Source organism: Leifsonia shinshuensis (genome assembly GCF_013410375.1).
Classification (GTDB): Bacteria; Actinomycetota; Actinomycetes; order Actinomycetales; family Microbacteriaceae; genus Leifsonia; species Leifsonia shinshuensis.
Genome location: NZ_JACCFL010000001.1, coordinates 3450820 through 3466496, shown reverse-complemented (window position 1 = coordinate 3466496; position 15677 = coordinate 3450820). Strand labels below are relative to the sequence as shown.

Annotated in this window: 10 protein-coding genes; 3 read left to right on the top strand and 7 right to left on the bottom strand. The window is 71.7% G+C overall.

Features of this window, described 5'->3' with window-relative positions; genetic code table 11:
• The first annotated feature begins 96 nt into the window (after positions 1-96).
• Both HNR13_RS22070 and HNR13_RS16790 read left to right on the top strand, forming a co-directional pair.
• Positions 97-2445: a cell wall-binding repeat-containing protein gene (locus HNR13_RS22070; protein ID WP_179607639.1), complete on the top strand. Its 2349-nt coding sequence runs from the start codon at positions 97-99 to the stop codon at positions 2443-2445.
• Positions 2446-2459: 14 nt separating this feature from the next.
• Positions 2460-4550 (top strand): cell wall-binding repeat-containing protein, encoded by a 2091-nt coding sequence (locus HNR13_RS16790; RefSeq protein ID WP_179607637.1) that lies wholly within the window; start codon positions 2460-2462, stop codon positions 4548-4550.
• 52 nt (positions 4551-4602) lie between these two features.
• Here HNR13_RS16790 and HNR13_RS16785 read toward each other — a convergent pair whose 3' ends face one another.
• From HNR13_RS16785 to HNR13_RS16760, 6 genes are all read right to left on the bottom strand, one after another.
• Positions 4603-5433: a glycosyltransferase family 2 protein gene (locus tag HNR13_RS16785; RefSeq protein WP_179607635.1), complete on the bottom strand. Its 831-nt coding sequence runs from the start codon at positions 5431-5433 to the stop codon at positions 4603-4605.
• On the bottom strand, positions 5430-6263 hold the full coding sequence (locus tag HNR13_RS16780) for a glycosyltransferase (RefSeq protein ID WP_179607633.1): 834 nt from the start codon (positions 6261-6263) through the stop codon (positions 5430-5432). Before HNR13_RS16780 ends, HNR13_RS16785 begins: the two co-directional genes overlap by 4 nt.
• Positions 6260-7507, bottom strand: a complete 1248-nt coding sequence (locus tag HNR13_RS16775) for an ABC transporter ATP-binding protein (protein WP_179607631.1) — start codon at positions 7505-7507, stop codon at positions 6260-6262. Before HNR13_RS16775 ends, HNR13_RS16780 begins: the two co-directional genes overlap by 4 nt.
• A gap of 1 nt (position 7508) precedes the next feature.
• A complete protein-coding gene (locus HNR13_RS16770; RefSeq protein ID WP_179607629.1) occupies positions 7509-8408 on the bottom strand; it encodes an ABC transporter permease in 900 nt (299 codons plus the stop codon).
• 34 nt (positions 8409-8442) lie between these two features.
• Positions 8443-9819 (bottom strand): glycosyltransferase family 4 protein, encoded by a 1377-nt coding sequence (locus HNR13_RS16765; protein ID WP_179607627.1) that lies wholly within the window; start codon positions 9817-9819, stop codon positions 8443-8445.
• A gap of 158 nt (positions 9820-9977) precedes the next feature.
• Positions 9978-11042, bottom strand: coding sequence for a glycosyltransferase family 2 protein (locus tag HNR13_RS16760; protein WP_179607625.1), 1065 nt, complete (start codon positions 11040-11042; stop codon positions 9978-9980).
• A 103-nt stretch (positions 11043-11145) separates the two neighbouring features.
• Between HNR13_RS16760 and HNR13_RS16755 the strand changes: the two genes are divergently transcribed.
• On the top strand, positions 11146-14094 hold the full coding sequence (locus HNR13_RS16755; RefSeq protein ID WP_179607623.1) for a rhamnosyltransferase WsaF family glycosyltransferase: 2949 nt from the start codon (positions 11146-11148) through the stop codon (positions 14092-14094).
• A gap of 21 nt (positions 14095-14115) precedes the next feature.
• Here HNR13_RS16755 and HNR13_RS16750 read toward each other — a convergent pair whose 3' ends face one another.
• Complete coding sequence (locus HNR13_RS16750; RefSeq protein WP_179607621.1) at positions 14116-15528, bottom strand: hypothetical protein; 1413 nt, start codon at positions 15526-15528, stop codon at positions 14116-14118.
• Between the last annotated feature and the right edge of the window lie 149 nt (positions 15529-15677).

Sequence of the window (15677 nt, the reverse complement as noted above, 5' to 3'; positions counted from 1 at the left end):
GTGAATCCCCGAGTGACGCCGGTTTTCGCGGCGTTCGCTGTGGTTAGCTAGCTGCGACTCCGTGGCTCGACGCGGAGCCGGAGAAGGGCTGGCCCAGTGGTTTCTGCGCGTTCGATGTTCGCCGGTGTCTCGGTGTTGGCTCTGACCGGAGCTCTGCTCGCCGTGGGGGTCGGCGCACCGGCGGCGACGGCGGCGGCGCCGGCCGCTACGGGGACTCCGAACGGCCCGTCGCACGCGCCGACGCCGACCAAGATGGGCGACTACTCCGCATCCCGCTTCGCCGCGGCGGCGGCCCAGCTGCCGCCCGCGCTGGCGGACGCGGTCGAGCGCGACCTGGGCACCACGCCCCAGCAGTACCTCAGCGACAGCGCGGCGGCGGCGGATGCCGCGGGCGTCGTCCAGCACCTGCGCGACAGCGGCGTGAAGGTCACCGACGCGCGCATCGACGGCACCACCCTGCGGCTGCGGGTGGCCTCGGCGGCGGACGTGGCCGCGGCGAAGGCGACCGGCGCCCAGGTGAGCGTGGGGGCGAAAGAGCCGTCACCGTACGAAGGCAAGCACTTCAATGCCGCCAACCAGACCGCGAACGGCGGGACGGCGTGGGGCTACATCTCCGGCAGCAGCGGCTACCGCTGCTCGGTCGGCTTCAACGGCTACGGCCCGGCCAAGCGGACCGACTTCGTGACAGCGGGCCACTGCGTCGCCGGCTATTCGGGCAACGTGTTGGGGATCACCCAGACGCGCCCGACCGTGACCGGCGCCCAGACGTCATTCGACCAGACGATGGGATCCGTCGCTGGTGTGAGCCAGTTCGGAAACAATGTCGACACCGCCCGGGTGAACGTGACGAACACCGGCTACTACGCAAACCCCTTCGCTGTCGCTACCTGGGGCGGAGGGCCTGGAGACGTGGCTGCGAGCCCTCTCGCGGTCCGTGGCGACGCGGCCGCCATCAAGGGTGCTTCGATGTGCAAATCTGGTTCGACGACCGGATGGACCTGCGGAACCATCATGGACGTCGATGAGACGGTGACCGTCGGCCCCGATAGCACCTATCCACAGGTGAATTCGATCGTCACCTCTGCGTGTGTCCTGGCTGGTGACAGCGGCGGTGCGGCGATGCTCGGTGGGTTCGCTTTGGGGACGACCACCGGAAGTTCTCATGGGGAGAACGAGCATGCGTGCACTCCGGGCAATGAGCTATCCGTCTTCTTCCCGATGAAGTCCGCGACCCCGTACAGCATCGAGGCTGTGCAGACCGACTGGGAACTCGGCGTGACCGTCTCCACGCCCGTCGTGAGCACCCCCGCGACCGTGTGGACCGGCGGCACGTTCTCCGGGCAGGTGCCGGGCGCCAACGCGCAGACCACCGTCTCGCTGTACTGGGACGGCGCCGCCGTGCCCAGCGCGACGACGCACCCGGACGGGACCGGCGCCTGGTCGTTCCCGCTCCCGGCCGCGGGCACCCACAGCTACAAGCTCGTAGCGAGCTGGGGCGCGAACTCCGTCTCGGCGCCGGCGACCGGCAGCCTCCAGGTCGTGCCCAAGCCGACCGCGTCCCGCATCGCGGGCGGCGACCGCTTCGACTCGTCGGTGCAGATGTCGCAGGCGGCGTTCCCGTCCCCTGCGCACGTGCCGTACGTGGTCATCGCCAACGGCGTCGCCTTCCCGGACGCCCTGAGCGCGGCGCCTGCCGCCGTCAAGCTCGGCGGACCGCTGCTGCTCACCGCGCCCGGCTACCTGCCGGCGAGCGTCCAGGCCGAGGTCCAGCGGCTGCACCCCGACCACATCCTCGTCGTCGGCGGCCCCAACGCGGTGTCCGATGATGTGTTCACCTCCCTGAACGCGATCGCGCCGACCGAGCGCGCCTACGGCGGCGACCGCTTCGGCACCGCGCAGGCCGTCGCGACGAAGGCGTTCACCTCCACGGCCTCGTCGGTGTACCTGGTCTCCGGCGGCAACTTCCCCGACGCGCTGTCCGCGGGCGCCGCCGCGAGCCACGCCGGTGGTCCGGTCCTGCTCGTGCCGGGCGGCGGCACGGCCGACGCGGGCACCCTGGCGGCCATCGACCGCCTGCACCCGACCGCGATCAAGGTCGTCGGAGGCGTCAACGTCATCGCCGACAGCTATGTGCAGTCGCTCTCGGGCCACGGCACCGTCACGCGACTGGCCGGGGGAGACCGCTTCGCGACGGCCCAGGCGGTCAACGCGGACGCCTTCGCCTCGGCGGCGAACGTCGAGCTGGCGTCCGGGGTGGCGTTCCCCGACGCGCTCGCCGGGTCCGCCCTCGCGGGCAACCGCGGCGACCCGCTCTACATCAGCCTGCCGGGCTGCATCCCCGCGTCCGTCGCCTCCGAGATGGGCCGGCTGGGAGCGACCAGCCTCACCGCGCTCGGCGGAACGGCCGCACTCGGCCCCGCCATCGACTCGTTGACGCTGTGCTGAGGGAGAGTGGTCCCGTGACCGTCCGAGGCTCCGTCCGCCCGCTGGTCGCAGCGGTCGCGGTCCTGGCCGTGCTGGTGACCGGAGTCATCGTCGGCGCCGCCGCCCCGGCCCCGGCCACGGCAGCGCCGGTGGGCGGTCCGGTGAAGGCGGCCGTCGCGTCGAGCTTCGACCCCGGCTACATCATCAGCGACTACAACTTCTACGCGGGCCAGGCGCTCTCCGTCTCGACGATCCAGACGTTCCTGAACAGCAAGGTGAGCTCCTGCCGCGCCGGCTACACCTGCCTCAAGGACTACGCCGTCTCCACGACCTCCCGGGCCGGGGACGCGATGTGCGGGCCGTACACCGGTGCGGCCAACGAGACCGCCGCGACCATCGTCTACAAGGTCGGCGTCGCCTGCGGGATCAGCCAGAAGGTGCTGCTCGTGCTGCTCGAGAAGGAGCAGAGCCTCGTCACCGACGACTGGCCGACCACCGGCCAGTACATGAAGGCCACCGGGTACGCCTGCCCGGACACGTCGGCCTGCGACACTCAGTACTACGGCTTCTACAACCAGGTCTACATGGCGGCCTGGCAGTACAAGCGCTACGGCAACCCGCCGGGGACGAGCAACGCGTTCACCTGGTTCCCCGTCGGCCAGACCACCGCCGTCCGCTACAGCCCCGACGCGACCTGCGGCTCGAGCCCCGTCTTCATCCGCAACGCCGCCACCGCGGCTCTGTACTACTACACGCCGTACCAGCCGAACGCCGCGGCCCTCGCGAACCTGTACGGCACCGGCGACGCCTGCTCCGCCTACGGCAACCGCAACTTCTGGCGGCTCTACACCGACTGGTTCGGCCCGACGAACGCCAGCGTCCCGCCGATCGGCAACTACGAGTCGGCGGCGCTCGGCTCCACCACGTTCACGGTCGCCGGATGGGCCATCGACCAGAGCGTGATGAACGCCGTCGCGAGCGTCCAGATCACCTGGAACACCCCGGCGGGCGTCAGCACCACGACGGTGGCCGCCAACGGCACGCGGCCGGATGTCGGCAACGCCTACCCGTCCGCCGGCGCCGCCCACGGCTTCAGCGCCAGCGTGCCGCGCAGCGGCGACGGCCAGTACTCCGCCTGCGTCACGGCGCTGGCGCTCCCGCAGAACCCCGCGGGGAATGCCGACTTCGGCTGCCGCACGGTGTTCTTCTCCACCGCGGCGGGCGGCACGCCGGCGACCAGCAGGCTGCAGGGCTCCGACCGCTTCACGACGTCGACCGTGATCTCGCAGGCCGCGTACCCGACGCCCGGTGTGCCTGTCGTCTACATCGCCTCGGGCATCGACTTCCCCGACGCCATCTCGGCCGCTCCGGCGGCCGCGGCGCAGAAGGGACCGCTGCTGCTGAGCATGCCGGGCGGCCTCCCGGCGGCGACCCTCGCGGAGGTCAAGCGCCTGGCGCCGAAGAAGATCGTCGTCGTCGGCGGCACCTCCTCGATCACGGACGGGGTGTACGCGACGCTCGCGGGCATCCAGCCGAACATCGTGCGCGTCGCGGGCGGCGACCGGTTCGAGACCTCCCGGGCCCTGGCCGCGTACGCGTTCCCGGCGGCCAAGGGGGCCTACTTCGCGAGCGGGCTGGCGTTCCCGGACGCCCTCTCCGCCGCGTCGGCCGCGGCGGCCACCAACCAGCCGGTGATCCTGGTCACCGGCTACGGCGCCGCGGACGCCCCGACGTCGTCGTACGTGACGACGGCGAAGCTGACCAGCGCGACGATCGTCGGCGGCGTGAACGCCATCGCCCCGGCGTTCGACACCTCGCTCCAGGCGATCGGCGCCGCGCCGACCCGCGTCGGAGGCGGCGACCGCTACGACACCAGCCACATCGTGAACTCGCGCGCGTTCCCGACCGCCTCCACGGTCTACATCGCGTCCGGCATCGACTTCCCGGACGCGCTGTCGGGGTCGACGATCGCCGGGGGGACGAAGTCGCCGCTGTTCATCACGCCGGGCTGGTGCCTGCCGCGCGCGATCGGCAACGACATCGTGACCATGCGGAGCACGAAGGTGGTGTTCATCGGAGGGACGACCGCGCTCGCGCCGGACGTGGCCGCCTTCAAGCCCTGCTGAGCGGGCACAGGAAGCCCTGCTGAGCGGGCACAGGAAACCGTGCTGAGCGGGCTCAGACCGCGTCGTCGAGCTGCAGGTAGCGGTAGAACTCCGCCTTGCGCTCGGCGAGCGTGTGGTGCTGGTTGGTCTCGTCCAGGACGAACTCGACCGGGGTGTCGACCTTGCGCAGCAGCCAGCCGCGCTTGCGGGCGTAGCCGCACATCCAGATGTCCTCGAGGAACGCGAAGTAGCGCGGCAGCTCGGTGAAGAACGACAGGTCGGCCACGATGTCGATGTCGCACGCGCAGCCCCCGGTGCCGACGTAGCTGACCCGGTCGCCGGGGAAGGCGGGCACGCGGGCCCAGTAGTCGCCGGACATGGTCCACGCCCAGTAGCCGGCGATGGTGTGCGGGCCGGAGGCGGCAAGCAGGTCGGCGAGGAAGTGGTCGCTGACGTCCTGGTCGTCGTCCAGCATCACGAACGTGCCGCGGTACCCCTCCGTGCGCAGCCGCCGGGCGATGAAGAAGCGGCCGAGGCCGCCGACGTTGACCCGGCTGCTGACCAGCGAGACCTCGGCGAGGGCGCCGTGCGGGGTGTAGGCCGCGATCCGCTCCCGGTAGAAGTCGTCGTCCGCCGGCCGGTTGTTCCAGAGCAGGAGGCGCACCCGCGGGCCCTGCTGGGCGTCCAGCTGCGTGAGCAGCGCGTCGATGCGCTCCCTGCGGTTCCAGAGGCAGACGATGACGGCGATCGGGGCCGGGGCGCCGGGCTCGCCTCCGCGGCCGCGCAGGAGCGTCCTGGACCGGAACCGTCCGGCCCGGTAGCGGCGCATGGCGATCCGCCAGTCCAGCGCGGAGCGGGCCCGGCGGACGAACGCGACCGGCGCGCTCACCGGCGCGCCGCTCACCGCGACACCCACCAGAGCCGCCCCCAGAGCCCGAGGCGCACGGCGAGGCGGAGCGGCGCGAAGTACCAGGCGGCGTAGCGGCGGGAGAGGTAGCGGTAGGCGCTGTCGTGGTGCGCCTTCTCCATCGTGCGCCGGACGCGCGAGGTGGAGTGCGCGCCGGTGTGGGTGACCACCGCCTCCGGGACGTAGAGGTTGCGCCAGCCGGCCCGGCCGAGCCGGTCGCCGAGATCGACGTCCTCGAAGTACATGAAGTAGCCGTCGTCGAAGCCGTTCACGTCGCGGTACGCGCTCGCCCGGATCAGCAGGCAGGCGCCGGAGAGCCAGCCGGCGGAGCGCCGGGTCTCCGTCTCGTTCTCGGCGCGATAGCGCACCGTCCACGGGTTCGACGGCCAGATGCGCCCGAACAGCGCGTGCGCGACGCCGGTCCGCAGCGACGGCAGCCGGCGCGCGGACGGGTACACCGTGCCGTCGGCGTCGAGGATCTTGGGGCCAAGCGAGCCGGCGTCCGGGGTCTGCTCGGCCGCAGCCGCGAGCGCGTCGATCGCGCCGGGGGCGAACACCACGTCGGGGTTCGCGACCAGGATGAGGTCGGGATCGTGCCGGGCCGCGTCCACCGCCGCTCGCACGCCGCCGCCGTAGCCGAGGTTGCGGTCGAGGGCGACGAAGGTGCCGCCCGCCGCGCGCACGCGCTCGCCGACGACGCCGGCCTCCTCGGAGTGGTTGTCCACGACGACGAGCTCGTCCACCGTGCCGGCCTCCGCCAGCGACTCCAGGAACGCGTCGATCGTGTCAGCCGAGTTGTAGGCGACCGTGACGACCAGGACCCTCACGCGGACGGCTCGACGACCTCGGGCACCGCGTGGACCATCCCCACCGCGAGGGGATAGTAGGGCGCGTCGAACGAGCAGGCCTGCGGCATGTCCGAGAGGTGGCGTCCCGCGCTGTCCATCAGCGAGGCGTTCACGAAGTACTTGCCGGCGCCGAACCGGGCGTCGCGCAGCACGAAGGCGACCGTGCGGCGCTCCTTCAGCGGCGTGAGCGCCGAGCCGACGCGGGTGGTCGTCGTGCCGTAGACGGGCTGGCCCAGGGTGTTGTCGATCTGGATGGCGCACATCCAGTCGGTGATCCCGGTGTCGTGCTCCAGGGTGACCTCGATGCGGAGGTCGTCGCCCGGCTGCACGGGCTCGCCCGGCTCGCGGCCCTCGGCCCAGGCGGCGGCGGAGACGACCCTGCCGTGCTCGACCACGGGGTCGACGCCCTTCGCGACCTGCACGGCGGCCTCCGCCTCGGCCTCCTTGACGCGGCGGCCCTCCAGGATGTTGCGGAACTGGGTGACCGCTCCGCCCGGCTCGCCGTCGTAGACGACCTCGCCGCGGTTGAGCAGGATGGCGCGGTCGGCGAGCTCGGTGACCTGGCTCAGGTTGTGGGTGACGAGGATGATCGTGCGGCCCTCCTCCTGGAAGGACCGGATCTTGTCGAGGCACTTGCGCTGGAAGGCCTCGTCGCCGACGGCGAGCACCTCGTCCACGAGCAGCAGGTCGGGGTCGGTGTGCACGGCGACCGCGAACGCGAGCCGCACGTACATGCCGGAGGAGTAGAACTTGACCTGCGTGTCGATGAAGTCGCCGATACCCGAGAAGCTCAGGATCTCGTCGAACCTGGACTCGGTCTCCTCGCGGCTGAGCCCGAGGATGGAGGCGTTGAGGTAGACGTTCTCGCGCCCGGTGAGGTCGGGGTGGAAGCCCGCGCCGAGCTCGAGCAGCGCGGCGATCCGGCCGCGGCGCGCGACGCTGCCGCTGCTCGGCTCGATGATGCCGCCGATGACCTTGAGGAGCGTGCTCTTGCCGGAGCCGTTGTGGCCGATGAGCGCGACGGTGTGTCCCGCCTGGATGTCGACGGTCACGTCCTTGAGCGCCCAGAACTCCTCGCGGTGCTGGCGCCCGCGCCCGAAGGCGACGAGGCGCTCCTTGAGCGAGTTGTCCTTGCGGATCACGAACCGCTTGGACACGTTCGTCACGCGGACGATCTCAGGGGTCTCGGTGGACTCCGTGCTGGTGGTCTCGATGCTGGTCATCTCACACCACCTGCGCGAAGTTGCCCTGCAGCCGCGAGAACACGCGCTGGAAGCCGAGGAGGAGGACGACGCCGATCACGAACGCGATCGCCATCCGGCCCAGGAGGAAGTCCGGGTACTCCGCGACGCCCTGGCCGCCGACCCACATCGCCTTCTGGAAGCCGAGCACGGCCAGGGTGACGGGGTTGTCGGTGTAGATGTCGAGGGCGAGGCCGTGGCCGAGCGCGTCCTTCACCATCGTCCACGAGTAGACGATGGGGGAGGCCCAGAGCAGGAGGAGCAGGACGACCTCGACGAGGTACTGGATGTCGCGCAGGTACACGTTGACCGCCGACAGCAGCAGGCCGAACGCCGTGCCGAATACGAGCAGCAGCAGCACCGACGGGATGAGGTACCACGTCTCCGGATGCAGCGGCGGCTTGCCGATGACGATGGTCGCGCCGAGCAGGATCACGAACTGGATGAGGAAGTTGAAGATCGCGGAGCCCACACTCGCCAGCGGGAAGATCTCCCGCGGCAGGTAGATCTTCTTGATCAGCCCGGCGTTGCCGACGATGGACGCGGTGGTCCCGCTGATGATCTCGGAGAACAGCGCGTACACCGTCAGGCCGGTGAACACGTAAATCGCGAAGTCGGGGATGTTCTTGGCGGCGCCGAGCACCTTGCCGATGACGATCGCGTAGATGAGCAGCTGGGTGAGCGGGCGCACCAGCGTCCAGACGAAGCCGAGGACGCTGTCCTTGTAACGCGATTTGAGATCGCGGCGGACCAGGAGCGAGAGGAGCTCCCTGTGCCGGAAGATGTCGACGAGCGATGCCCACGACCCTCCGGACTTGTCGTCGCCGCCGACCGTCACCATGCGCTCTGTCGCGAGCGCGCGGTATCGATCCTGTGCTGTCATTCAGTCGTCAATTCTGTTTCGGGAACTGGGGAGATTATAGCTGGCGGCCCCGCCGCGAGGCCCAGGTGGAGACCGTGCGCAGCGGCCGGGTGACCCGCCAGGACGAGCTGGACTCCAGGCCGGCGATGCGCGTGCGGAGGTCGTTCGCGATGCGCGTGCGCTCGGAGACGATGCCCTGGACGTGGTCGGGGGCCGGGCTGGGATCGGCGCAGAACGCGAGCAGCGGCTGCAGCGTCTTCTCCCAGGTGTGGTCCTTGGAGTACTCGGCGATGTTGGCGGCGATGCGCGCGCGGGCGTCGCCGTCGTAGAGGAGCTCCTCGATCGCGCGGGCCAGGGCGTGCGGGTCCTCCGGCGCCACGACCCGGCCGAGGTCGTGCTCGCGGATGATCCCGGCGAAGGTGTCGCCGTCCGTGCTGATGATCGGCAGCGACGCCCACAGGTAGTCGAGGATGCGCGTGCGGAAGCTGAAGGCCGTCTCGAGGTGCTCGTAGTGCGTGCTGACGCCGAGGTCGGCGTCCAGGAGGAAGTCGGCGCGGTCGGTGTAGGGCACCCACGACGCGTTGAAGAAGACCGTCTCGCCCAGCAGGCCGAGCTCCTCGGCCCGCTCGCGGGCGGCGACGGCCATCCGCATGGTGGGGATGTTCGGGTTGGGGTGCGCCGCTCCGAGGAAGAACAGGCGCAGGTCGGGGTGCGCCTCGCGGGCGATCGCGACGGCGTCGATGAGGGTCAGCGGGTCGAACCAGTTGTAGATCCCGCCGCCCCAGATGATGACCTTGTCGTCCGGCCCGATGCCGGGGACCGTGCCCTTGATGCCGTGCTTCTTCTGAACGGGCGGCTCATTCTGCACGCCGAACGGCACGACGTCGAGCAGCGTGCGGAGGCTGGGGTCGCGGTCGTAGGTGGCCGGGTTGATCCGGGCGAGGCCGGCGAGCTGGCCGAGCCAGAAGTCGCGCTGCTTCTCGGACGCGCAGACCAGGAAGTCGGCGCGCTCCAGCTGGTCGTTGAGGACCTCCACGGTGTCGATCGCGACGGCCAGGCGGTCCACCGGCTCCAGGTCCTTGCCCTGCTCCAGCTGCTCCAGGTGCATCGGGTCGTAGATGTCGGCGACGATGATCGTGTCGGTGTCCTTGATCCACGGGTAGCTGCGCAGGATGTGGCCCTGGAAGACCAGCACCTCCGCCCACTCGACGTGGCCGCGCAGGGCCGCCTCGTCGGAGAAGGCGACGTGGAACGCGTCGGCCGAGATGGTGGACTTGGTGGTCGAGACCAGCCGGACGTCGGCGGTCGCCGAGAGCGCCTTGGCGATCTCCCAGGAGCGGATCGCGGGGCCGGCCATGAGCTCGCCCAGCGTGTCGGGCGTGACGACAAGGATCCGTCTGCGTGGAGCCGGTGACGGCGCGGTGACGGACATGTCTGCTCTCCTGTTCCTGCGGCGCGTCGTGCTCGCGCGCCGACGTCGTCGTGGTGGCCCCCATACGCGACCGCGAGTACGCAACCGCGTTCCGAGCGCTCCTAGCCGCTGGGCAGGTTACCACTGCGCCCGGAGAGGAAGATGGACGGACCCGTCGGTCAGCGCCGCCGGAGGAGCCGGGCGGCGCCGTCGGTGAGGCGCACGACGCGGCGGTTCGCCATCCTGGCGAGCTGCTCCCTGGCCTGGCGGAGCTCCTCGCGCGCGACGGCGGCGTCGGCCTCCGCCCGGTTCGCCCGGTCCGCCGCGTCGGCCACCTGGCGGTCCAGGTCGGCGAGCGCGAGGCCCATCGGCCGCTGCGCCGCGGCGGACTCCTCGTCCAGCGGCCGGTCGGCGACCGGGGACGGCACGGCGTCGGCGATCCGCCGGTCCGTGACGAACGTGCCGTCCGCTAGACCCGCCTCGAGCTCGTCGGCGTCCGGGTGGCGCACCAGGTAGAGCGGGAGGAGCACGCCGTCGAGCAGCCGCCGGTAGTCGCGCATTCCGTGGTGGTTGGGGCTGGGTGTGAGCTGAGAGTTCTCGTAGGCGCTGCCGGCGTTGCGCACCTTCCTGGCGTACTGGTCCCAGGAGCGCCACGGGAAGTGCAGGACCTCGATCTCCGCGCCGGCCGGGACCGCTCCGCGGTTCTCGAGGTTCACGAAGTGGTTGCCCTGGACGACCTCGACGGCCGGGTCGCCGATGTGGGCGACGTCGTGCGTGGCGTGCGCGCGCAGGCCCACCCGGCGCAGCTGCTCGGTCGTCCGCAGGTCGCGGTGCACGAGCCGCTGCAGGCCGCTGCCGGCCATCGCCGCCGGGCCGATCATGTCGTGGACGGGAACGTCGAAGGCCTGGATCGCGACCGGGATGCGCTCGAAGGCCTCCTTGAGCGTGAGCCCCGGCGCCGCGGGCAGCCAGAACTCGTCGGCGTCGGCGTTGATCACCCAGTCGGCGCCGTGCAGCTCGGCGGCGTCGCGCGCCATCCGGGTGACCGTCTGCGCCTGCTGCTTGCGGTGCTCCGGGTCGTGGCGCAGCTCGATCAGGCCGCGCCGCTCATAGTCGGCGAGCAGCTCCGCCGTGCCGTCCACCGAGCCGTTGTCGGTGACGATGATCACGTCGACGCCCTGGCCCAGGTGGTGGTCGAGCATCGCGCCGACGATGTCGGCCTCGTCGCGGACCATCAGGGTCATCGCCAGTCTCACACGCGCCTCCCGGCTCCCCATCCTAGACGGGCGGCCTGGACGGGGTGGTCCTGGACCGGGTGGTCGCGGGCCCGCCGATACACTGGCACGGATGACTTCATGGATGGATGGCGCCGGCAAGGCGCTGCGCACCGTCGTCGCACCCGGGACGACAGTGGGGAAGACCCTTCGAGCGAGCAAAGACGCCGCCAGGGCCTTCCGCGACGGGGTGTGGCCGGTCGAGCCCGCCCCGGAGCCGGTGCGCGAGGGACCGGGACTGACCGACTATGCGGAGTGGCTGGCCGAGCAGCCCGAGCTGGATCCGCTGCCCGACGCCCCGGCGACGGACTTCCTCGTGCTGATCGAGGCGCCGGCCGGTGCGGACGAGGCCGCCGCCGAGGCCGTGGCCGTGACGGCGGAGAGCGTGCGCTCGCAGGGCTCCGCCCGGGCGCGGACGCTCGTCGTGACGACGGGCACGCCGATGCGCGACGCGCTCGACGGCGCCACGGAGGGATTCGTGCTGTTCCTGCGCGCCGGCTCGGTGCTGCGGGAGCACGCGCTGGAGCAGATCGCCAAGCGCTACCGGGTCGACCCGGTGCTGACCCTGGTCGCGTTCGACGCCGACACGCTGGCCGGCGACGGCGAGCGGATCGAGCCGCGCTTCCGGCCGGCCTGGTCGCCGGAGATGCTGCTGGGCGCCAACTACCTGGGCCGCGCGTTCGCGATCCGCTCCGAGCTCGCGCGGGACGTCCCGTCCGGCGCCGTGGACGATCACGGGGTGTGGCGGCTGCTGCTCTCCGGCGAGTTCGCCGAGGACACGGTCGGGCTCGTCCCGCACGTCCTGCTGTCCGAGCCGGAGGGCGCCACCCCTGCGATCCGGGACGCCGACGCGGCGATGGTCGCCGCCGTCCTGACCGCGCGGGGCGAGCCGGCGACCGCGGAGGTCGTCAACGGCGTCGTGCGGGTGCGCTTCCAGCAGGAGCAGTGGCCGACGGTGTCGATCGTGGTGCCGTCGCGGCACTCGCGCGCGAACCTCGAGCGGCTGCTGACCAGCCTGGTGACCACCGACTACCCGACCTTCGACGTGACCGTGGTCGACAACGGCGGCGCGTCCGACGACAACGACGAGTGGTACGCCACGCTGCAGCCCGGCTTCCCGCTCCGCCACGTCTGGTGGACGGAGGAGCCCTTCAACTACTCGCGCGTCAACACCGTGACCGCCCGCGAGACCGAGGGCGACGTCCTGGTCTTCCTCAACGACGACACCGAGATCGTGGACGCCGGCTGGCTCCGCGAGCTCGTCGGGCTGCTGCTGCGCGACGGCGTCGGCACCGTGGGCTTCCAGCACCGCACGCAGGACGGGCTGGTGCAGCACGCCGGCGTCATGATCGGCCCCGGCGGGTTCGCCGCGAACCTGTTCGCCGGGCTCGACCCGGACGACGACACCCTGATGGGACCGGTGCGCTGGTACCGCGACTCGCTGGCCGTCACCGGCGCCTGCGTCGGCATCCGGCGCGAGCACTTCGAGGAGGTCGGCGGGTTCGACCAGCGCTTCCAGCTGACCGGCAGCGACGTGGTGCTGGGGCTGGACCAGGTCATCCGGGGACGCCGCAACGCGGTCATCCCGTTCGACGCCGTCCGCCACTTCGAGTCGCTGACCCGCGGCGCGCACGCCCCGCGGGCCGACTCGTTCGCGAGCTACTGGCGCTACCAGCCCTGGATCGCCGGCGGCGACCCGTACATCTCGCCCAACGTGTGCAGGCTCACCGCGGTGCCGCGCTTCGCGGCGGCCGACGACCCGACGCCGACCGAGCTGGCGCTCGCGGGCCTCGGCCGGCCGTTCACCTCCAGCGCGCAGCAGCAGTCCACGATCTCGGAGGACGCCACCAGCCTGCTCCCGATCGCCGACATCTCCGCCGCCGAGGTGGCCGCGGTGCTCGACACGCACCGGTCGACGACCGGGCGCCGCGAGGTCCGGACGGTCAACTGGCTGCTCCCCGGCTTCGACCTGCCGTTCTTCGGCGGGGTGAACACGGCGCTGCGGATCGCGGACAAGCTGCGCCGCGACCACGGCGTCGAGAACCGGTTCTTCGTCAACGGCCACCCGCACGACGAGTTCTACTCGTCCGCCATCGCGGCGGCCTTCCCCGCGCTCGCGGACGCGCTGGTGACCAACTACTACGGCACCGACGAGGGCCTGGCCGCGATCCCGCCCGCCGACGCGGCCATCGCGACGTTCTGGCTGACGGCGCGGGACGTGGCCAAGACGCCGGGGACGCCGCGCAAGTTCTACCTCGTGCAGGACTACGAGCCCTCGTTCTACCCGGCGAGCACCATGTTCGCGATGACGGAGCAGACCTACCGGCTCGGCCTGTACGGCATCTGCAACACCCGCAGCATGCACGACATCTACGCGGGCGGGTACCGCGGCACGGCCACCTACTTCACGCCGGCGGTCGACCGCGGGATCTTCCATCCCGAGGGCAGGCGGCAGAAGGGCGAGGACGAGCCGCTGACGATCTTCGCCTACGCCCGCGACCACTTCCGCAACTGCTGGGAGCTGGTCTTCGCCGCGCTCAGCGAGATCAAGCGGCGGCACGGCGACGGCGTCCGCATCATCGCGGCCGGGGCGAAGTACCTGCCGCCGAGCGCCGACTTCCTCGACCTCGGCCTGCTCGACTACCGGGCGACCGGCCGGCTCTACCGCACGACGGACATCGGCGTGACCATGCAGATCTCCCGGCATCCGTCGTATCTGCCGCTGGAGCTGATGGCGAGCGGCGTGGCGATGGTGGTTCCCGACTCGCCGTGGTTCCGCTGGCTGTTCCGCTCGGGTGAGAACGCGCGCACGACCATGATGACCGTGGACGACGTGGTCGCCGGCATCGAGCAGCTGATCGTCGACGCGCGGCTGCGCCGCGACATCGCCACGGCGGGCACGGAGACGATCGACCGGTCGCACTCCGACTGGGACGTCGCGCTCGACGGGATCTACGACTTCCTCGCGGACCCCGAGGGCACGGCCATCCCCACCTCCGCTCCGGAGTGGATCGCCCCCTGAGACGAGGTGCGGCCCGCCGGCTCAGCCGGCGGGCACCACCATCGACGCCAGGAACACGACGACGCCTGCCGCGCCGAGCAGCGCGCCGGGGACCGGGCGGCGGGGGAGCAGCAGCGCCGCGCAGCCCAGGGTCAGCGGCAGCAGCGAGATCCCGTAGCGCGACGGCAGCGGGAACGGGTACGTGCCCAGCGTGACGTAGGTCGCGATGGTGAGCAGCGGAGCCGACACGATCACGGCGATGAAGACGCCGAGCGCGATCGCCGCGCGCCTGCGGCCCCAGCGGGACACGATCAGCAGGCCGATGGTGCCCGCGATGGCGAGCCAGGTGGTCACCAGCTGGATGAGCAGGCCGGGGGCCCGCAGGACCGTGCCGGTGTCGCCGACGCCCGCGGAGGCGCCGCCGAGGAAGAGGCCGGCCTGCGACAGCAGCTGGGTGATGCTCAGGGGCGGGACGGCGCCCATGTCCGGGGACGGGCCGACGGCGGTCGCCGTGCGGAGGCCGAGCCAGAGCAGCTGCGCCACCACGCCTGCGACGACGCCGATGATCGCCGAGAGCGCCCGTGGATCGCGGAACCCGCGGCCGATCCAGCCCCAGCGCGACGGCCGCTCCCGGTAGGCGGCGATGCCGGCGCGCAGCAGCAGGAAGAGGGCCGCCGCCGCGACCGCGGCGAGGTTCTGCACCTTCAGCAGCGTCACGAACGCGGAGGCGAGGGCGAACCAGACCACGCCCTTGCCCTTCAGGTCGAGGCGCACGGCGAGGTAGAGCATGAGCGCGCCGGCCGGCAGGGCGGTGGCGTCGGTGCTGATGTAGGTGTTCGACCAGTACGCGGGCAGCGAGCCGATGATGAGCAGGCCCGTGCCGAACGCGGGCAGCGCGGCCACCTTGAGCCGCCGCAGCGACAGATAGAGGAGCACGGCCGCCACGGCCAGCCAGAGGGCGCCGACGGCGCGGCCCGCGTCGGTGAGGCCGACGCCGAACCAGGTCAGCGGCTGCGCGAGCGTCCAGGTGACCATGAAGTACGCCGGCGAGTAGATGTCGGCGCTGGTGCGGCCGCCGAACGGGAACCGCCCGTTGTCGGCGGCGACGGAGACCTGGCAGCGGTCGTCCGGCGACGGCGCCAGCAGGCGCAGGCCGCGGCAGCCGAGCTGCGTGCGTGCGTACGAGCCGGTCTGCTCGCCGCGGTGGACGTAGCCCTCGGTCGGCACCTTCGAGAGGTAGTCGATGTAGGTGTACTCGTCGATCGGCGACAGGGTCTTGTGCTGAGGGACGTGCACGATCCCGACGAGCAGCGCCGCGATGACGAGGACGATGGGGGCCAGCGCCGGCGCGGCGAGGAAGCGGCCCAGCCGCCCGCGGGGAGCGGGGCGCTCGCCCGGGGCCTGGCGTCCTCCGGAGGCGGTCGGTCCCGTCTGGACGGCAGGCTCGGGGTTCATCAGGGCGGACCTCGCAGGGAGTGGATGCGGTCGGGGCGGATCGGGCCGGTCGGGCCGCAGCAAGCATAGCGCGGCGGGCCTGCGAGGCCCGGGCGGCGGGCCCGGCTGACGGGCGATCGACGGGTGCCCTTGGTAGGCTGGCCGCCGCA

What these genes read in the sequence shown, in the direction of transcription:
- HNR13_RS16775 (WP_179607631.1), bottom strand. Translation starts at nt 7,507, where the DNA reads ATGACCAGCATCGAGACCACCAGCACGGAGTCCACCGAGACCCCTGAG.
- HNR13_RS16770 (WP_179607629.1), bottom strand. Translation starts at nt 8,408, where the DNA reads ATGACAGCACAGGATCGATACCGCGCGCTCGCGACAGAGCGCATGGTG.
- HNR13_RS16765 (WP_179607627.1), bottom strand. Translation starts at nt 9,819, where the DNA reads ATGTCCGTCACCGCGCCGTCACCGGCTCCACGCAGACGGATCCTTGTC.
- HNR13_RS16760 (WP_179607625.1), bottom strand. Translation starts at nt 11,042, where the DNA reads ATGACCCTGATGGTCCGCGACGAGGCCGACATCGTCGGCGCGATGCTC.
- HNR13_RS16755 (WP_179607623.1), top strand. Translation starts at nt 11,146, where the DNA reads ATGACTTCATGGATGGATGGCGCCGGCAAGGCGCTGCGCACCGTCGTC.
- HNR13_RS16750 (WP_179607621.1), bottom strand. Translation starts at nt 15,528, where the DNA reads ATGAACCCCGAGCCTGCCGTCCAGACGGGACCGACCGCCTCCGGAGGA.